The organism is Thermodesulfobacteriota bacterium (assembly GCA_040757775.1).
Classification (GTDB): Bacteria; Desulfobacterota; UBA8473; order UBA8473; family UBA8473; genus UBA8473.
This window is the reverse complement of record JBFLWQ010000010.1, coordinates 1-16,842: the sequence shown is the minus strand read 5'-3', so window position 1 is coordinate 16,842 and position 16,842 is coordinate 1. Positions and strand designations below refer to the sequence as shown.

Annotated in this window: 14 protein-coding genes; 8 read left to right on the top strand and 6 right to left on the bottom strand. The window is 43.5% G+C overall.

Going from position 1 to position 16,842, the window contains the following annotated elements; all coding sequences use genetic code 11:
• Positions 1–9: 9 nt before the first annotated feature.
• Together AB1401_07805 and AB1401_07800 are read right to left on the bottom strand one after the other, a co-directional pair.
• Positions 10–315 carry a hypothetical protein gene (locus AB1401_07805; protein MEW6615353.1) on the bottom strand — a complete coding sequence of 102 codons (306 nt, stop codon included), beginning with the start codon at positions 313–315 and terminating at the stop codon, positions 10–12.
• Positions 299–2,029 carry a hypothetical protein gene (locus AB1401_07800; GenBank protein ID MEW6615352.1) on the bottom strand — a complete coding sequence of 577 codons (1,731 nt, stop codon included), beginning with the start codon at positions 2,027–2,029 and terminating at the stop codon, positions 299–301. The genes AB1401_07805 and AB1401_07800 overlap by 17 nt, the downstream gene beginning before the upstream one ends.
• A gap of 138 nt (positions 2,030–2,167) precedes the next feature.
• On the opposite strand from AB1401_07800, the gene AB1401_07795 reads away from it, so the two are divergent.
• Positions 2,168–2,311 (top strand): hypothetical protein, encoded by a 144-nt coding sequence (locus AB1401_07795; GenBank protein ID MEW6615351.1) that lies wholly within the window; start codon positions 2,168–2,170, stop codon positions 2,309–2,311.
• Positions 2,312–2,325: 14 nt separating this feature from the next.
• On the opposite strand, the gene AB1401_07790 is transcribed toward AB1401_07795, so the two are convergent.
• The 3 genes from AB1401_07790 to AB1401_07780 all read right to left on the bottom strand — a co-directional run bounded on the left by AB1401_07790 (position 2,326) and on the right by AB1401_07780 (position 7,392).
• Complete coding sequence (locus tag AB1401_07790; protein MEW6615350.1) at positions 2,326–3,981, bottom strand: CoB--CoM heterodisulfide reductase iron-sulfur subunit A family protein; 1,656 nt, start codon at positions 3,979–3,981, stop codon at positions 2,326–2,328.
• Between the two features lie 3 nt (positions 3,982–3,984).
• Entirely contained in the window at positions 3,985–6,324 is a 2,340-nt protein-coding gene (locus tag AB1401_07785) for a hydrogenase iron-sulfur subunit (GenBank protein MEW6615349.1), read from the bottom strand.
• A gap of 234 nt (positions 6,325–6,558) precedes the next feature.
• A complete protein-coding gene (locus AB1401_07780) occupies positions 6,559–7,392 on the bottom strand; it encodes a 4Fe-4S binding protein (protein ID MEW6615348.1) in 834 nt (277 codons plus the stop codon).
• A 443-nt stretch (positions 7,393–7,835) separates the two neighbouring features.
• Between AB1401_07780 and AB1401_07775 the strand changes: the two genes are divergently transcribed.
• Positions 7,836–8,636: a hypothetical protein gene (locus tag AB1401_07775; protein MEW6615347.1), complete on the top strand. Its 801-nt coding sequence runs from the start codon at positions 7,836–7,838 to the stop codon at positions 8,634–8,636.
• On the opposite strand, the gene AB1401_07770 is transcribed toward AB1401_07775, so the two are convergent.
• Positions 8,619–9,416 carry an AAA family ATPase gene (locus tag AB1401_07770; GenBank protein ID MEW6615346.1) on the bottom strand — a complete coding sequence of 266 codons (798 nt, stop codon included), beginning with the start codon at positions 9,414–9,416 and terminating at the stop codon, positions 8,619–8,621. The genes AB1401_07775 and AB1401_07770 overlap by 18 nt on opposite strands.
• Before the next feature lie 146 nt (positions 9,417–9,562).
• Here AB1401_07770 and lpdA point away from each other — a divergent pair, with 146 nt between their 5' ends.
• From lpdA to AB1401_07740, 6 genes are all read left to right on the top strand, one after another.
• Positions 9,563–10,948: a dihydrolipoyl dehydrogenase gene (lpdA, locus tag AB1401_07765; protein MEW6615345.1), complete on the top strand. Its 1,386-nt coding sequence runs from the start codon at positions 9,563–9,565 to the stop codon at positions 10,946–10,948.
• Positions 10,949–10,993: 45 nt separating this feature from the next.
• Entirely contained in the window at positions 10,994–12,346 is a 1,353-nt protein-coding gene (locus AB1401_07760) for an ATP-binding protein (protein MEW6615344.1), read from the top strand.
• Positions 12,347–12,390: 44 nt separating this feature from the next.
• Positions 12,391–13,149, top strand: a complete 759-nt coding sequence (locus AB1401_07755) for a response regulator (protein ID MEW6615343.1) — start codon at positions 12,391–12,393, stop codon at positions 13,147–13,149.
• Between the two features lie 9 nt (positions 13,150–13,158).
• A complete protein-coding gene (locus tag AB1401_07750; protein MEW6615342.1) occupies positions 13,159–14,622 on the top strand; it encodes a response regulator in 1,464 nt (487 codons plus the stop codon).
• Positions 14,619–16,016, top strand: coding sequence for a sigma-54 dependent transcriptional regulator (locus tag AB1401_07745; GenBank protein ID MEW6615341.1), 1,398 nt, complete (start codon positions 14,619–14,621; stop codon positions 16,014–16,016). Before AB1401_07750 ends, AB1401_07745 begins: the two co-directional genes overlap by 4 nt.
• A gap of 326 nt (positions 16,017–16,342) precedes the next feature.
• Positions 16,343–16,696 (top strand): hypothetical protein, encoded by a 354-nt coding sequence (locus AB1401_07740; GenBank protein MEW6615340.1) that lies wholly within the window; start codon positions 16,343–16,345, stop codon positions 16,694–16,696.
• Positions 16,697–16,842 lie beyond the last annotated feature (146 nt).

The following is a 16,842-nucleotide window of genomic DNA, read 5'->3' as shown; positions in this document are numbered from 1 at the left end:
TCACCTTATTTACTTCTGGTCATTAACAGTCATCATACAGGCGATCACTGCCCCAATGATTGTGGTCTTTCCACCGCCGGTAACGATATTTGTCAAAAGGTCTTTTTCTCTTAAGATTTCAAAACAATAAACAGAGCGCTGTATTGCCTCAAGCTGCATACTCCACTGTTTCTCGCTAAAGAGTTCCATCTTGGGCTTAAAGTGAGAAGAGGAGAGATGTCTTAAAAATGCAATACCAGGCTCAGAGATACCCATAAATCCCGATTTTATCCAGTCCTTAAAATTTTCTTCGTGTGGTTTAAAGGAATAGTGCATTTTGTATTATTTCTAAAAGTGCCTTTATGCTTTTATCAACACTTTCTACAAGCTGCTGAAAATGGTTTTTTAAATTTCCATGCTTTGCAATCAAATCTTTTCTGATCTTATCTGCCTTTTCCCCAGAGCTATGCCCGGCTAACTTTGTCCTCAGAGAATGAACCTCATCCAACGGAGATATGATGTCGTTGACTTCATGCTCATCAATGCCTTTTGTTTCCAAGACTCTTTCAAGCAATTTTATGCTCCTAAGTTTTCGATCTTCTTCAGAGTTTTTATCATAACATTTTAATGATATGGCTAATGTTTTCAAGTAAGAATGTTTAAGACCTTCAACAACAAGTTTGTCCAATGTATGAATTTCGTCTGCATATTCTTTTACTGAATCCGTAACCGGATAATTGAGTTGCTGGAATAGTTTCTCATTGGTACATGACCAAAGCTCGACTTTTTCTTTCTCTAATTTTTTCAAAGTTTCCTTTAATTCTGAAAGTGGCTCATAAGATAAATCCCATTCTCCCTCAAAATCCGTTTTAAAGGCTCTCTCTGATACGCCAGCTTTTGGTTCTTCATTAAATGATTTCCAATAAACCTGCTCCGAATAAGGAAGATATCCTAAGTATTTTAAGTAGGTATGCACCTGTCCTGCTTCGTTAATATCATATGTTTGTAAATACCAACTACCTCTACAACTGATAGTTTGCTGATTAATAGTATACTTTTCTGGGTCTTGCTTATACCTTAATAAAACTTCTGGTTTGAAGAAGACGGGCGAAATTTCAAAGGGTTTATCTGATTCAACAAAATAATTACCAAGTTCTTTAGGGTCACATGAGCATTCAGCAATTCTATTATGCTTCCAGTCCGAAGTAATAAATCTCTCGTATTTTTTGGGTTCCAAATCTTTTCCAGTCAAAATTGCAATCATTTTTTTGCGGGGTTGATCATTTCGTATAATTTGAAAGCCTCTGAGCCAGCTCACCGTAGGAAGCTTTTCTTTACTAAATGCTATGCCTCGCCGAGCATAAATTTCATTCTTCTGGTCGTGCAGCTCAGATTCTTGTCTGCTTTTTTCACCAAACCAATCATTACCAAGGGTTCTATCAAAAAACCTCAACAATACCGATTTAGTCAAAAATAAGTGAAAATCAAGCACATCTTGTTTTATAGTTACTAAAACTTCTCCTTGTGTATAGTGTATTTTAATAACCTCTTCAATATCGCCGTCCTCATTTAAGCAGCAATAAGCATTCCTTTCTTCCACGAAATGTAAATTATGAAGGTGGGTCAAGAACTGATTAAGTTCAATATAGCTTTTTTGGCCAACTTTACCGACAAAACTTCTTGAAAATGTAATAGGCGTAGCTTTTTTTAATAATTTTGATCTGTCGGAATCAAGTGGTTTTGAAATAGAAATACTCTTTGGTTTTCCCTTCTCACCAGAAGAATAACCATATCTCCAAGAGCTATTAGGACCGCATTGCCATTGCATTAAATCATCAACATAATTCTCTTTCAAACAACTTTGTGGAAGTAATACAGAATAGATATAAGTTCCGTTATATGAAACATACAGAGGAATTTCACCAATACTTGTATTCAATAAAAATTGCAGAAATTCTTTTTGTTCAAGCCACTGCTTATAATCCTCAGTTCCGTGTTCTGGGATTTTGGATATTTGATCTAATTTCTCTAGTATTCTGTTTTGATTCATAGGTTTTTATTTCGCTCTTTCAAGAGGGTTTATAAGTAAAACGGTATACCCCTTGTCAATTTCTGTCATGCCGCGCTTGACACAGCATCTAGTTGCCTGGATTCCTGCCTCCGCAGGAATGACGAAAAAGCAGACTTTATGGACAAACATAAATTACTCTACCATTACCCTATTCGCCAGCACCGTCTCCCCCGCCAGATTATCCTGCACCTTGCAGGCAATTATCCATTCGCCATCTTTATCGAACTTGTGCCTGGCGGTCAGGATTGCCTCAAATCTTAAATTTCATAATTTCCTTACAGACTTTTTGTTGTCCGGTTTATCTGAGAAAACAGCGTACACACCTTTGCTGCTGCCCCGCTTGCCTGAGCGACTGTCTCCGGTATATCCTTAGGTCCCTGGCAGGTACCGGCTAAAAATACCCCCCTGTTGGAGGTCTCCAGTGGTCTTGAAGTCGAATCCAGCTCTTTGAAAAAACCATGGCAATCAACCTCCAGACCGAGCATTTCAGCGAGGCGGGGGTTCTGTTTCGAAGGTTCTAATGCCAATGCCAGAACTACCATATCAAACTCAATCTCACTGTGTTTCCCATTCTTAGGGTCTTCAAATACTACAATGGGATTTTCAGTAACAGGGTTCTCTCTTATCTCCCCTGGTAGACCTTTGATGAACTTCATTCCCTCTTTTTCCGATCGTACATAGAGCTCTTCAAACCCCTTCCCAAAGGCACGAAGGTCATTGTAGAATATCCACACCTCTGCATCCTGCGCATGTTCCATAACCAGTCTGCCCTCTTTTATACTCGCCATACAGCAGTAAAAGGAACAGTACTCGTGGAAATGCAAATCCCGGGAGCCAACACATTGGATAAATGCCACCTTCTTTATATGCTTACCATCCGGCCTTATGAGTTCTCCACTGGTTGGACCGGAAGCGCAAACTATGCGCTCGAACTCGATATTGGTAACCACATTCCTCACCCTGCCATATCCATACTGCTCTTTTCTGGAGGCATCAAAGGTCTGGGTGCCTGTAGCTACAACGATAGCCCCCACGTGTAAAGTTCGGCTCTTCGGTTCTTCGTTGAGATTAATTGCATCCAGTTCGCAGACCTTCTTACACAGTTCACACTCAATACACTTTTCTTTATCTATTGTATATCTCAAGGGGACAGACTGGGCAAACATCACATAAATGCACTTCCTGGGCTTCAGGTTTAAGTCCCACTCGTTGGGCAATATCACAGGACAGACCTCTACACAGGCACTACATCCATTACACTTTTCCATATCCACATATCTTGGTTGTATTTCAACCTCCACATTGAAATCCCCTGCCTTGCCAGTTATGTTCTTTATGTCGGCATTTGTTATCAGCTCAATCTCGGGGTGTTTGCCGGCATCCACGAGCTTTGGCCCAAGGATACATATTGAGCAGTCCATGGTGGGAAATGTCTTGTCAAGCTGTGCCATAACGCCGCCAACAGACAGGGTTTTCTCCAACACATAAACCTTATAACCCTCTTCGGCGATATCAAGGGCAGCCTGAACCCCACCTACACCACCACCTATAACGAGGACATCCCTGGTCATAACCTCTTCCTTGACAATCTCCCCTTCACCTTCTTTTAGTCTTTCTTTTATTGAATCTATGAGGTTTTTTTCATCCTTCACCTTTCCTATATCAATGTATTCTATACGAAGCCCTTTCGATAAAGATGCCCTATCAAAGACGCGACGGTGAATATCCTCTGGACATGCCACAATGAATATGCGATCGAGTTTATCCTTATCGATACAATCATCTAAAAACCTCAATCCCCTTTGTGAACAGAGATATCTGTAGGAGCGAACGACCGTATTGGGTAAGTCGAGGCTTTTCGCAGTTTTTTCTATATCAATAGCTGAAGTTGCAGATGGACATGTACACAGGAATATGCCGGTTTTATTCATCCCTTACCCCTTTAAATCCTTCAACTGCTTTGCCATCTCTTGAGTAACCCTCTGAAACACAACCCCCTCTGCAGCGGATATCCATTCCAGCCTGAGCCTTTTTGGGTCTATGCCCTTCTTAGGCAGGCTCTTCATTAAAGAATTTACCCGTTCTTCGCACCTGTAATTACCGGATACATAATGACAATCCCCTGGGGGATGGCACCCTGAAACGAGAATCATTCCTGCACCTTTCTCAAAGGCGTACAGTATAATGTCCTTGCTCAACCTGCCTGAACACATGGTACGGATTATCCTGACATTGGATGGATATTGCAGTCGGGATACACCGGCAAAATCTGCGCCGGCATAGGAACACCAGTTACAACAGAATGCGATTATCTTTTCTCCAGGATTCTCTTCCAGTGCTGCATCTATCTGGGCATGCAGCTGCTCGGTTGTAAAGCTGAATGCCTCTATTGCCCCTGTGGGGCAAGCTCCTGCACACACACCACAACCCTTACATGCAGCCTCAACAACCTTTGCCTTTTTTTCTCCTTCAATTTCCTCTTCTATGATTGCCTGGAATGGACACTGTTTTATGCAAATCCCGCACCCAATACATACCTCTGTATCTACCTTCGATATTATCCCGTCAAGCTTTAACCTGTCTTTTGAGAAAATGCCGCATACCTTGGCCGCTGCCCCGCTTGCCTGAGCTATAGACTCAGCAATGTCTTTGGGACTCAGACAGGCGCCGGCCAGAAAGACTCCGTCAATAACAGTATCTATAGGTTTAAGCTTCGGATGTGCCTCCATAAAGAAGCCATCTGGGCTTACGGGAACCTTCACTATTTCTTTTATTAAATTCCCGTCTATACAGGGTTCAAGCCCAACAGCCAATACCACCATTTCAACATCTTGAACGATTAAGTCGGCTAAAGTATCACTGAAGGCACTTATCAACAGGTTATTACCCTCTGTTTCCGATACTTCTCTGATTTCCCCTCTTACGAAAAGTACGCCCGCCTCTCTTACTTCTCTATACATCTCCTCAAGCTCTTTTTTTGGCAGCCTTATGTCTCTGTAATATACAGTTATATCAGTCTCAGGGAAGAGGGCATTCAGTCTCTTTGCCTGTTTTATCGTTGACATGCAGCAGATTTTTGAACAGTACTGGTTCCCGTCTTCCTCCCTGGAACCAATACATTGTATAAAGGCGATTTTTGTGGGCTTCCTGCCATCAGAAGGTCTCAGGGGTTTGCCATCCGTTGGACCTTCAGTGTCCAGCATCCTCTCCAGTTGAAGTGAGGTTATGACGTTCTTGAATTGACTATAACTGTATTTTGGTTTATCCTTGGGATCGAAGGATTCAAAACCGGTTGCCACTATGATACTGCCAATCTCAAGCTCCAGCTCTTCTTCCCCCTCTTCCAGATTTATAGCATTTACGGAACAGCTCTCAACACAGAGTCCACACCTTGTGCATTGTTCCATATCTATCACATAAGTAGAAGGGGTAGCCTGTTCAAAGGGAAGATAGACAGCCTTTCTGAAATCCATTCCTGCATTGAACTCATCTTTAACCTCTACAGGACATACAGCATTGCATTCACCGCACAGGATGCAGCTTTTCTTCACATATCGGGGGTGTTTTATGATTTTAACTTTGAAGTTGCCTATATATCCATCTACGGATTTTACCTCGGCATTTGTGAACACCTCTATATTCGGGTGGATTATTGCCTCTGTCATCATGGGGATAAGCAGGCATTCCGGAGATTGGTGATATGGTGAGACACCTGACAGTTGAGCTACCTTACCTCCCAGCGAAGGGGCCTTTTCGACCAGGTATACACGGTGACCTGCATTGGCTATGTCAATAGCTGCCTGAAGCCCGGCAATACCGCCACCTATGACCAGAGCATTTTTCGTGGTAGGCACTTCTCTGTCGCTCAATGGTTGAAGAAGCCTTGCCTTTGCTACCCCCATTCTGACCAGGTCCATAGCCTTTTTCGTTGCCGCATCGGGCTCGCGCATATGGACCCAGGAGCAGTGCTCCCTGATATTTACCATCTCCATAAGATAGGGGTTAAGACCGGCTTCTGACACTGTTCTCCTGAAGGTGGGCTCATGGAGTTTGGGAGAACATGAGGCTACCACAACCCGATTGAGGTTATGTTCCTTTATGTCATCTCTAATCTGGGCCTGACCGGTTTCAGCGCAGCAGTAGGTATTCTCCCTGGCTATAACCACGTTATCCAGGGAAGATGCAAAATCGACCACAGCAGAAGGGTTAACAACCGCTGCGATGTTCTTACCGCAATGGCATACATATACCCCTATCCGTATCTCTTCATTCATGAAATCACCTAATTCTAACCTATTGAACGCCTTGAAAAAGTATCCCTTTTCGCTTCAGCATACATTTTTTGACCCATCTAAGCTCGCTCCAGTGAAAATTAACAAACTCCCCGCCTATGGCGGGTCAAACATGTTAATTTTCTACATTACGCTCGCTAAGAAGGGTTCCCCAAAAAATCTATGAATTCGCTCTCAGGGATACTTTTTCAAACCCCGTAACCCGTAACTCACAACTCAACCCATTAACTTCTCTACTGCATTCGACCATACAGCCGTAAACTCCCCCTCTTCCGCTTTCACATCTGTCCTTTTCAGGTCGATCGCCTCTTTGTCACATATATTCACACATGCCCCACAGAATGAGCAGTATCTGTCATTGACAAAAACCTCTTTCCCCTCTCGACTGATTGCCTCAGTTGGACATATATCTATGCACTTTGTACATTCTTCAGGGCAGAGCCTGCTGTCAATACCTATCTCTCCAGAAAATACAGGGGTTATGATTATTGAACCATACTCACAATTGTCCTGGCAATGGGGGCAGCCAAGACATCGGGCTTCATTGGGTTTTACTGATTCATCCTCTACTTTTATTAAGTCTCTCGGACAATTTTCAGCGCATAAAAAACAGAACTTGGGACAGTCTTCATAAGTATTATCGATTGTTTCGTCATTTCTGCGACACCACCGGTGTTCTCCCTCCGGGTTTTTAGAGCAGTGACTGGGGCATCTGCTGGTATCTATCTCTATCCTCTTTGGGAATGAAAGTACTCCCTGGTTGTCCAGAAGAATACTTTTTGGAACATTATTGTAGGCTAGGGTGATTGCTGATACAGGGCAGAAGTGAGAGCAGACCTCGCAAAGGACACATTTCTCCTCATCAATATCAATCCTGACCTCTTTTTCATCCCGAATTACCGAGATAGCATCCTTTGGGCAAACCGTTTTACATATATCGCATTTAATACAAACCAATTTATTCAAGGTCAGGGAGATTTCATCCACATACAGCTTCAGCTTAATCTCTATCTTTTCATCTGTTTCAGTCTTTGTATTTAAAGCAATCATAATATCTCCCGAATTAGTGCTCTGAGGGCTTTAGGAATCTATACAAACTGTCATTGCGAGGAGCGGAGCGACGTGGCAATCTTATTATTTATCAATGAGTTGTAAGATTTCTCCTTCCAGTCGAAATGACAAAGTGCGTATTTTTCAAAAGTCTCGTTCTATTAAACAGGCAATAAAAACCAGCACCCTCTATAGATAATTAAATAGCGGGATGTTGTCAATAACATTTATGGAATTTTCTATCTTTTGAAAGCTGTGCATACAATCAATAACACATCTAATATAAGACGCAACCACTGAAAATTCAAGGGCTGGATAGCTGAAAGTGCAGGGTGTAAAAAAGACTTTACTCAGCGGCAGAAAGGTGTTACCTTAAAAAATGACGTCGATATGTGTATTGATAAGAATGACTGTACCCTAAGTTTTTACGGAGGACTCTTAAAATGGATAGTTTATTACCAAAGGTTTTAGGGAATATATCGAGTTACCTGATGAAGTACAGGGCGGTATCCGCTGAGGAATTGATGTGGAAGATAGATCAAGAAATAGACGGTCTGACTGAGGATGATAACAAGAGGCTGGAAAAACTACTGGAAGGTGATGTAAAACAGATGATCTTTGACGGTATAACAGGAAAGATTCGCCTCTCTGTTTTCTCTCCGGATATGCATGTACAGCTTAACTACCTGGGAGAGGTATTTTACACCCCCCCCACCCATAAGTACATGCCTGAGGAACTGGAAAGGGGATTTAAACGTCTTGCCAATTTGCGGTTCCCTATGGTTTCCCGGATAGTAGAGGATGCAGTAAAGGATCTGATGTGCAAATCAGGATATGAGGTATCGGATATTCAGGCAGAGATACAGGGTACCAGTAAGACCATTAAGGCAGTTAAAGACAACCATGAACTCCAGCTCTTTATATTTCCATCGATTGTATTTATAGCTGAAATTCTGGAAACATTAAAGGGGGTAACTGCTGAACACATAGTGGTAGTTCCTTCAGAGAAAAGTCCTGCTCCCTTTGTAAACTTCATCCGGGAAAACATAGATAAACTAAAGGAAAATGTTAAGATGATGATATGGGTCGCCAATTCACTGGAAGGGACCATAAACCCATTTATGGGGACCCCAAAAGATAAGGAGATATGGAAAAATTTTAAAGACCCTGAGAAGTCCCTCCAGGCATGCCAGAATTGGATAAAAGGGGCAGTAAGGTCCAGGGTGCTAGACGAGGATTTCTAGTTTGTCCAGTATCTGCCCTACGGCAATGACAGCTGGGGAATCATCGGGCAGGTCAATCAGTGGCTTCCCGGCAAGATCGTACTCTGTAATATTCTGATCATACGGCACTATCCCTGCAAGCTCAATTCCGTATTTTGATGCACTCTCGCTGAATACTCTTGCCTGTTCTTCCGATGCCCTATTGAGGATAACGCATATTTTATAGAAATTTATCTCCAGACTCTCTGCCAGTTCTTTTATCAATTTTGCCGTATTAATACCCCTCTGAGTGGCATCAGTCACTATGATCATGGTATCAACGCTTCTTGTTGTTCTCCTGCTCAGATGTTCCAGACCCGCTTCACAGTCGATTACTGTGACATCATAATAGCCTGAGAACTTTTCTATGGCATGTCTGAGGATGTCGTTGACAAGACAGTAACATCCCGGACCTTCTGGGCGACCAATGGCCAGAATAGAGATTTTTGGTATCTCAGCCAGGATACCCCGTATCTGATATTCCAGCATCAGATCAACGGGCAAATCGGTGGTTGGACCTCTTCCGGGTCCTTGAACGAGCGTCTCTCTTATGTCTCCTATGGTCTTCTTGATACTGACACCCAATGCAGGGGGGAGGCTCGTTGCCGGATCAGCATCGATTGCCAGAATCTTCAAGTCTTTCTTCTTTAGGTGTTTTATAATGATTGTGGATATGACCGTCTTTCCTGTACCACCTTTCCCAGAAACGGCTATAACAGACTTTTTATTTGACTTCGCAAGGTCGTCTTGAAGGCTTGTCATATTCATCTCCTTGGCTTATAGGTTAAACCTAAGCTACTAGGAATAAAAGAAGGTGTCAAGGGAAAACTATATATCTTGACATAGGGTATATGAATTTGTTATGAGATTTAAAAGTGATTAAAGTACATAGGAGGGAGGTGGAATTTTTGGGCAAGGAAAAGATCGTTATTATCGGTTCTGGACCTGGTGGTTATGTAGGGGCAATAAGGGCTTCACAGTTAGGTGCTGAGGTTACTGTTATAGAAAAGGATGCTATCGGAGGTACCTGTCTCAACCATGGTTGTATCCCTACCAAGGCCATTCTTGCATCCGCTGAACTCTTTACCTCTATAAAGGAAGCAGGAGAGTTTGGGGTTTATGTTAACGAAGTTCGTGCTGATCTCGGAAAGATTATGGAACGGAAGGGTCGTGTTGTCGAAGGCCTGGGCAATGGTATACACGGGATATTCAAGAAAAGGGGTATCAGATTTGTCAGGGGTACTGCAACTTTAATCTCACCAACAAAGATCAGGGTGGAATCCCCTTCTGGTGCTGAAGATATAGATGCCACAAAGATCGTAATAGCGACCGGCTCTAAACCAGCAATGCTGCCTCTCCTAAATTCTGAGCACCCCTCCGTTTTAACGAGTACCCAGGCACTAAAACTGGATAAACTACCCAAAAGTGTCCTTATTATTGGAGGAGGGGCAATTGGGTTAGAGTTTGCCTGTTTCTTCAATGCCTTAGGCGTAAAGGTCACCCTGGTTGAGATGATGGATCAGATACTGCCCAGAGAGGATAAAAGGATTTCGAGGCAGATGACACAAATTCTGAGAAAAAGGGGAATTAAGATCCTTGTGAAGACCAGAGTAAAGGATGTGCTCTCTTACAAAGATGAAGGCATTACCTGTCTTTTGGGCAACGGTGATGAGATTGCAGGTGATAAGCTCCTTATTTCCATCGGAAGGATCCCCAACTCAAAAGGCATTGGATTAGAGTATCTGGGAGTTAATCTCGATGAAAAAGGGAATATATTGGTGAATGACAGGATGGAGACAAATATCAGGGGTATTTATGCCGTTGGGGATGTTACCGGAGGGATACTCCTTGCCCATGTGGCATATGCTGAGGGTATTGCAGCAGTTGAGAATGCCATGGGGATAGACTCTAAAATTGATTATTCTGTTATCCCCCGTTGCGCTTATACTTCCCCTGAGATAGCCAGTGTTGGTCTGACAGCAGATGATGCACGGGCATCAGGGGTAGAGGTTAAGACAGGGTGGTTTCCCTTTTCAGCATCCGGTAAAGCCATGGCCATGGGGCAGGCTGTTGGTTCGGTCCAGCTGGTGGTGGAAAAGGGGACAGAAAAGATTGTGGGTGGTCAGATCATAGGCCCCCTTGCAACGGAATTGATCCATGAGATTGCTTTGACTATCAAACTGGGAATAACAGCTAAAGAATTGAGTGCCACTATCCATGCCCACCCTACGCTGTTCGAGAGCGTGATGGAAGCTGCCCATAGTGTATACGGAAAGGCAATACATGTATTTTAACTCTTTACCTTTCACTGTCTACTGTGTAGCCACAGGGAAGAAAAAATGAAGATCAGCAAAAGGTTAAGTCTTGGACTTTCCCTATTCGTCCTGCTTTTTGTAGGCATAGTAGGGGGTACACATATAGTATATCTCCACAGGACCGACCAATGGCTTGAGGTACATCAGAGATTGGATGAAATAGAGATTAATTTTTTGGATGCAAGGAGAGAGGAGAAAAACTGGCTTTTGTTTGGAGAAGATCGGTTTTCTCCGGGAAAAGAGACCTCCATGGAAAGGTTCAGAGATGCTATAGCCAGAATCAAAGAGGCAGGGAAGGGTGAAGGTAGACTTATAAGTGCACTGGATGATCACATAGCCGTATTTGAAAAGATAGTCGCCACTGGCAGACCAAGCCAGGAACAGATGATTGAACTGAGGAAAAAGGCAAGGAAAGTACATGCCATCATGGAGGAATTTAGGGCAGAGACAGACAGGCTTATAAGCTCATCTCATAGAAAAGACTTCATGATTACTATCGCAGTATTCATCGCTGGCATTATTACCCTTATATTCCTGGGAAGACGCCTTTCTGCCGGCATAGTAACACCCATAAGTCATTTAAAGGACTTTGCCGGGGCAGTGGCTCAGGGAAACCTGGATTATGAAGTAAAGATGTCATCACCTGATGAGATCGGGGACCTGGCTGCTTCTTTAGATGATATGAGGAAAAAGCTGAAAGCGAACAGGGAAGAACTCATTAAAACGGAAAGGCTGGCTACCATAGGGCAATTGGCCGCCCACGTAGGGTACGAGCTGAGAAACCCCCTGTCGGTAATCAAATCCTCGGTTTACTACCTCAACATGAAGCTTAGGGATCCTGAAGAGAAGGTTATAGAACACCTCCAAAGGATAGAAAGACAGATAAGTCTGTCTGACAAGATCATATCAGACCTCCTGGACTTTTCTCGTATGAGGACTCCCGTCCTGGTGGAGGTTCTGGTCAGCGATATTATTGATGATGTGTTATCCAACATTGCAGTGCCTGAAGGAATAGAAATAGTTAAGGACATGAAAAGCACCCTGCCTGCAATTAAGGCGGATAAGGATCAACTCCGGTTGGTATTCATAAATATGGTTACAAATGCCGTTGAGGCAATGTCCGGGGGAGGAAGGCTGCATATCAAAACCGGAGAGAAAGACGGTTTCCAGGAGATAGAGTTCAAAGACACTGGTTGTGGGGTCTCCAGGGAAGACAAGAGCAATATCTTTGCCCCCCTCTTTTCCAGTAAGCCCGCTGGCATCGGTCTTGGACTCACCCTTTGCAAGTCTCTGGTGGAAGGGCATGGTGGTACAATTGAGGTTGAAAGTGAAGTTGGTAAAGGAACCGCCTTTTCTATAAGATTACCCATAGGTTAGACGAAGTTACCCTTACACCCTTAATTTTTTTTCAGGAGATGAAGATGGTAGAAAAGACCAGACTCTTGATCGTTGATGATAACGTGGACTTTGCCTACAACCTGGCTGATGTGTTAGAACTCAAGGGCTACAAGGCATATGTCTGTCCGGATGGACATAGAGCTATTGACACAGTGAAGAAGGAGAGGTTTGACCTCATTCTTATGGATATAAAAATGCCGGGAATGGACGGGGTAGAAACCTACAAACGGATAAAAGAGGTCAGCTCCGGGACAGTAACCATTATGATGACTGCCTATGCTGTGGAAGACCTGGTAGGGGAGGCGCTGGCTTCCGGGGCTTATGACGTCTTTTATAAGCCTTTGGATATCAGCAGGCTATTGATCGCTATCGAAGAATCTCTCAAGGAGGAGAAAGGACGGTTAATCCTGATAGTCGATGATGATAAGGGTATCCTCCATAACCTGAGAGACATCCTCCAGACCAAGGGACATACTGTGTTTATCGCAGATTCCGGGCAAAGAGCCATCGAGTTAGCCAGGGATAAACAGTTTTGCATTGTATTCATTGATGTGAAGATGCCGTTACTCAATGGACTGGAGATCTATAAGGCTATTAAGGGGATTAACCCCCTGGCCTGTGCGGTGATGATGACGGGTTACCGACAGGAAGTAAAGGCACTGGTGGAAGAGGCACTGGACAGCAGTGCCTATACCTGCCTTTATAAACCCCTGAACATGGATGAGGTATTAAATGTAGTGGATGAGATATGCAGGGGTAACAGGAAGGGGATCAAAGTATGAGAAGGGAAAATGGAGAAGATGTCTGAAAATGTAAACCTCCTGATAGTTGATGACCAGGAAGAACTCTGCGAAGTCTTGAAGGATGTATTTCAGGATATAGGGTATCAGGTAGATGCCGTCCAGAGAGGTAAAGAAGCTGTAGCTAAGGCAGAGCATACTTTCTTCCATGTCGTCCTCATAGATATAATACTCCCTGATATAAGCGGGATAGAGGTTCTGAAAAAGGTTAAGGAGATTTCTCCTCAAACCGAGGGCATCATTATCACCGGCAATGCCTCCCTCAAGAATTCAATAGATGCCCTTAGTATAGGGGCGTTCTCCTACCTCATAAAGCCCCTGGATCTGGATGAGGTGAGAGCAGTAATCCGAAATGCCCTGGAAAAACAGCGTATAGCTATGGAAAACCTGCTGTTAAAAAGATTCAATGAGAATATAGTATCTTACAGTCCCTCTGGACTTCTGGTAATGGATAAAGAGTTTAACATAATGCTGGCAAATAGGAGCTGTTGTGAAATCTTCCAGATCGCAAGAGGGGATGCCAGTGGTAAGCCCTTAAAAGATGTTTTGCCCATAGAGAGGTTAGAGGAGAAATTATACAGGGTCCAGAGGAGCCATGAACCGTTGTACGGGCTGGAATTAAGATACCATTGCCCCGGAGACGGGATAAAGGTCTTGAACGCGAGCATCTCAGAGATACCTTTATCCAGGGTAACAGGGGAGGAGACAGGTATCCTTCTGGTGATTCAGGATTTAACAGAGCAGAACCGGTTGGAGAAGGAGCTTTTTCAGTCTCAAAAGATGGCTGCCCTGGGGGAAACCGCAGCCCGGGTAGCCCATGAAATCAGGAATCCTTTACAGCAGGTCCTCACAGGGGTTCAGTGTTTCCAGAAACATTCTACTATTGATGAAGAAGAAAGGATTGCACTCGAAGGAATCGTGGATGGAGTGGGTTCTATCAACAGGATTATAACCGATCTCCTGGACTATGCCAGGCCGGTAGAGCTTACCTGCAATAAGGTAGATATCCATGATGTCCTCGATGGTGTCCTGTTTCAGGTCGAGGAGGCGTTCAGGAAGTCAAATATTCAGGTCAACAAGCGTTATGATAAGAAACTTCAAAGGATCTGGGCGGATGGCTTCAAGATCAAACATGCCTTCCAGAATATTGTAAAAAATGCCATGGAGGCCATGCCACATGGGGGTAATCTCACTATCACCACCTGCATCAGGGAGGAAGAGGGGAGCAGGAAAACTGCCGATGTCCTGGAGGTGAAGTTTGCCGATACCGGCTGCGGAATCTCTGAAGAAGAAGTCGAGAGGATATTTCAACCCTTCTATACCACCAAGGATAAAGGGATTGGGCTGGGTCTGGCTATTACCAGGAACATGATTAACCTCCATAAGGGGGAGATACTGGTGGAAAGCAAGGTAGGTGAAGGTACCCAGATGGTTGTCAGGTTGTCGATCAAATGAAAAGACGTATACTGATTGTTGATGACGAGGAGATATTTCTGGTTCAGCTAAAGATGGCATTGAAAGGGATGGGGCTGGAAATCTCCACTGCCAGAAACGGGGCAGATGCCCTGAATAAACTGGAGGAAAGGAATTTCAATATTGTTGTGACCGACCTGAAGATGCCGGGTATGGACGGGCTTCAGCTTCTGGAGAATATAAGAAAATCCTATCCCCACATATACGTGGTTATCGTTACCGCTTACGGAGAGATACCACAGGTGGTTCAGGCTATGAAGCTGGGAGCCTATGACTTCATCCAGAAACCCTTTGATATAAATCTTCTGGAACTCTCCCTGAAAAAGATACTCCAGACCCATGCCTTGATGGAGGAAAATGTCTCCTTGAGGAGAGAGGTCGAGGAAAGATACGATTTTCATCAAATAGTGGGGAAGAACCACAGGATGAAGAGGGTGTATGAGCTTATCACCCTGGCTGCGGAGAGTGACACCACAACCCTGATCAGGGGGGAAACAGGAACGGGAAAGGAACTGGTGGCAAAGGCTATCCATTACCATAGCACCCGAAAAAAGAAACCTCTGATCACGGTAAACTGTGCTGCTATCCCTGAAACCCTGCTGGAATCTGAGCTTTTTGGACATGAAAAGGGTGCCTTTACAGGTGCCCACAACCAGAAGATTGGCAGTTTTGAGTTGGCACACCAGGGAACCCTGTTCCTGGACGAGATAGGCGATTGCCCCCTTTCCATCCAGGGAAAGCTGCTGCGATTTCTTCAGGAGAAGGAGATACGTCGGGTAGGGGGAAACAGGATTATAAAAGTCGATGCCAGAGTTATATCAGCGACAAATCAAAATCTGGAAGAATGTGTAAAACAGGGAAAATTTCGAGAAGACCTTTACTACAGGATCAATGTCTTATATATTAATCTTCCCCCTCTGAGAGAGAGACTGGACGATATTCCCCTTTTAGTTTCCCATTTTTTGGAAAAATACGGAGATCCTCGAAGCGGAGGGATAAAAAACGTTTCTCCTGAGGCATTAAATTTATTATTCCAGTACCACTGGCCAGGGAATATAAGGGAGCTGGAAAATACTATAGAAAAGTCTGTATTGATAGAAAAAGGGCCAACAATTCAAAGGTTTGATTATTCGCCTATATTCGAGGTAAACTCCTTCTCCAGGCAAGCCAACTCACCTTTGCCCCTCGATACCAGCATGCCCTTCAGGGAAATGAAAAAAGGGCTTATTTATGCATGGGAAAATGAATACCTGAAGGCAGTGCTCTCCAAAAACAGAGGAAATATTACACTGGCAGCCAAGCAGGCAGGATTGAATTATAAGACCTTCTATGAGAAGTTGGTCAGGTATGGTCTTGACAGGAAAGAGTTCCTCTAAATCATCAAAAAGCTCAGATGTATCCAATGCTCTTATGGGGATTTACCCATAACTCTTCTGGCTTAGGGAGTAGCCCTTTCTTTCCAATAAACTCCAAAGATTACAGATAGATAGCCAAACTTACCGCAACACAATTATGGTGAAAACACCATAACCAAAGAGGGAACGGCTGATTTAAAATAAGTCAAAACAATTATAAATTACCCTTTATAAATAAGATAGTTATAGCTTTCTTCAGGTATTGTATTCAGACTTTTTGAAGTTGGAATGAAAATTGCTTTAACTCTAATTATTTCTTCGAAGCTTTCGTGGGGAAGGAGTAACTCATGGACAACCCTGTCAATTTTTTGTTCAAACATTCAGGCAAAGAGTCTTATATTCAGATTCAGGGAGAGCTCAGTCCCAAAACGGTTTACGATATCTATTCTTTCCTGAACGACTCCCTTTCTCCCCATTGTCAGCATTTGACCATCGATCTTAAAGAAATTGACCAATATACAACCTTTGGCACCTTTTTGCTTTCGAGTGTTGTACGGGAGTTAAAAAAAACGGTTCAATCAATAAAAATACTTGGAATTTCATCGGGGCAGGAAGGCAACTTCAAAAATCTGGGAATGGTGAATGTACCTGAATATACATCACCATGTGGTTTTGAAGGAGCAACCTCTCTGATGAAGTAATGGAACCAGGTATAAAATTTTAGGTGATTGTAAAAGATTTGGCACCATAATATAATGGTGTCATGGACATAAAGTCATTCGAACATACCGTAAAGACTGAGAATATAGCTCGGCGGTTTTTAGTAAAGTTGTGTTGGAAAAACTAC

Bases quoted from the DNA above. Each gene is read 5' to 3' on its own strand.
- AB1401_07775 (MEW6615347.1), top strand. From the start codon at position 7,836: ATGGATAGTTTATTACCAAAGGTTTTAGGGAATATATCGAGTTACCTG.
- AB1401_07755 (MEW6615343.1), top strand. From the start codon at position 12,391: ATGGTAGAAAAGACCAGACTCTTGATCGTTGATGATAACGTGGACTTT.
- AB1401_07790 (MEW6615350.1), bottom strand. From the start codon at position 3,981: ATGAATAAAACCGGCATATTCCTGTGTACATGTCCATCTGCAACTTCA.
- AB1401_07795 (MEW6615351.1), top strand. From the start codon at position 2,168: ATGGACAAACATAAATTACTCTACCATTACCCTATTCGCCAGCACCGT.
- AB1401_07805 (MEW6615353.1), bottom strand. From the start codon at position 315: ATGCACTATTCCTTTAAACCACACGAAGAAAATTTTAAGGACTGGATA.
- AB1401_07785 (MEW6615349.1), bottom strand. From the start codon at position 6,324: ATGAATGAAGAGATACGGATAGGGGTATATGTATGCCATTGCGGTAAG.
- AB1401_07745 (MEW6615341.1), top strand. From the start codon at position 14,619: ATGAAAAGACGTATACTGATTGTTGATGACGAGGAGATATTTCTGGTT.
- AB1401_07750 (MEW6615342.1), top strand. From the start codon at position 13,159: ATGGAGAAGATGTCTGAAAATGTAAACCTCCTGATAGTTGATGACCAG.
- AB1401_07780 (MEW6615348.1), bottom strand. From the start codon at position 7,392: ATGATTGCTTTAAATACAAAGACTGAAACAGATGAAAAGATAGAGATT.
- AB1401_07770 (MEW6615346.1), bottom strand. From the start codon at position 9,416: ATGACAAGCCTTCAAGACGACCTTGCGAAGTCAAATAAAAAGTCTGTT.
- AB1401_07740 (MEW6615340.1), top strand. From the start codon at position 16,343: ATGGACAACCCTGTCAATTTTTTGTTCAAACATTCAGGCAAAGAGTCT.
- AB1401_07800 (MEW6615352.1), bottom strand. From the start codon at position 2,029: ATGAATCAAAACAGAATACTAGAGAAATTAGATCAAATATCCAAAATC.
- AB1401_07760 (MEW6615344.1), top strand. From the start codon at position 10,994: ATGAAGATCAGCAAAAGGTTAAGTCTTGGACTTTCCCTATTCGTCCTG.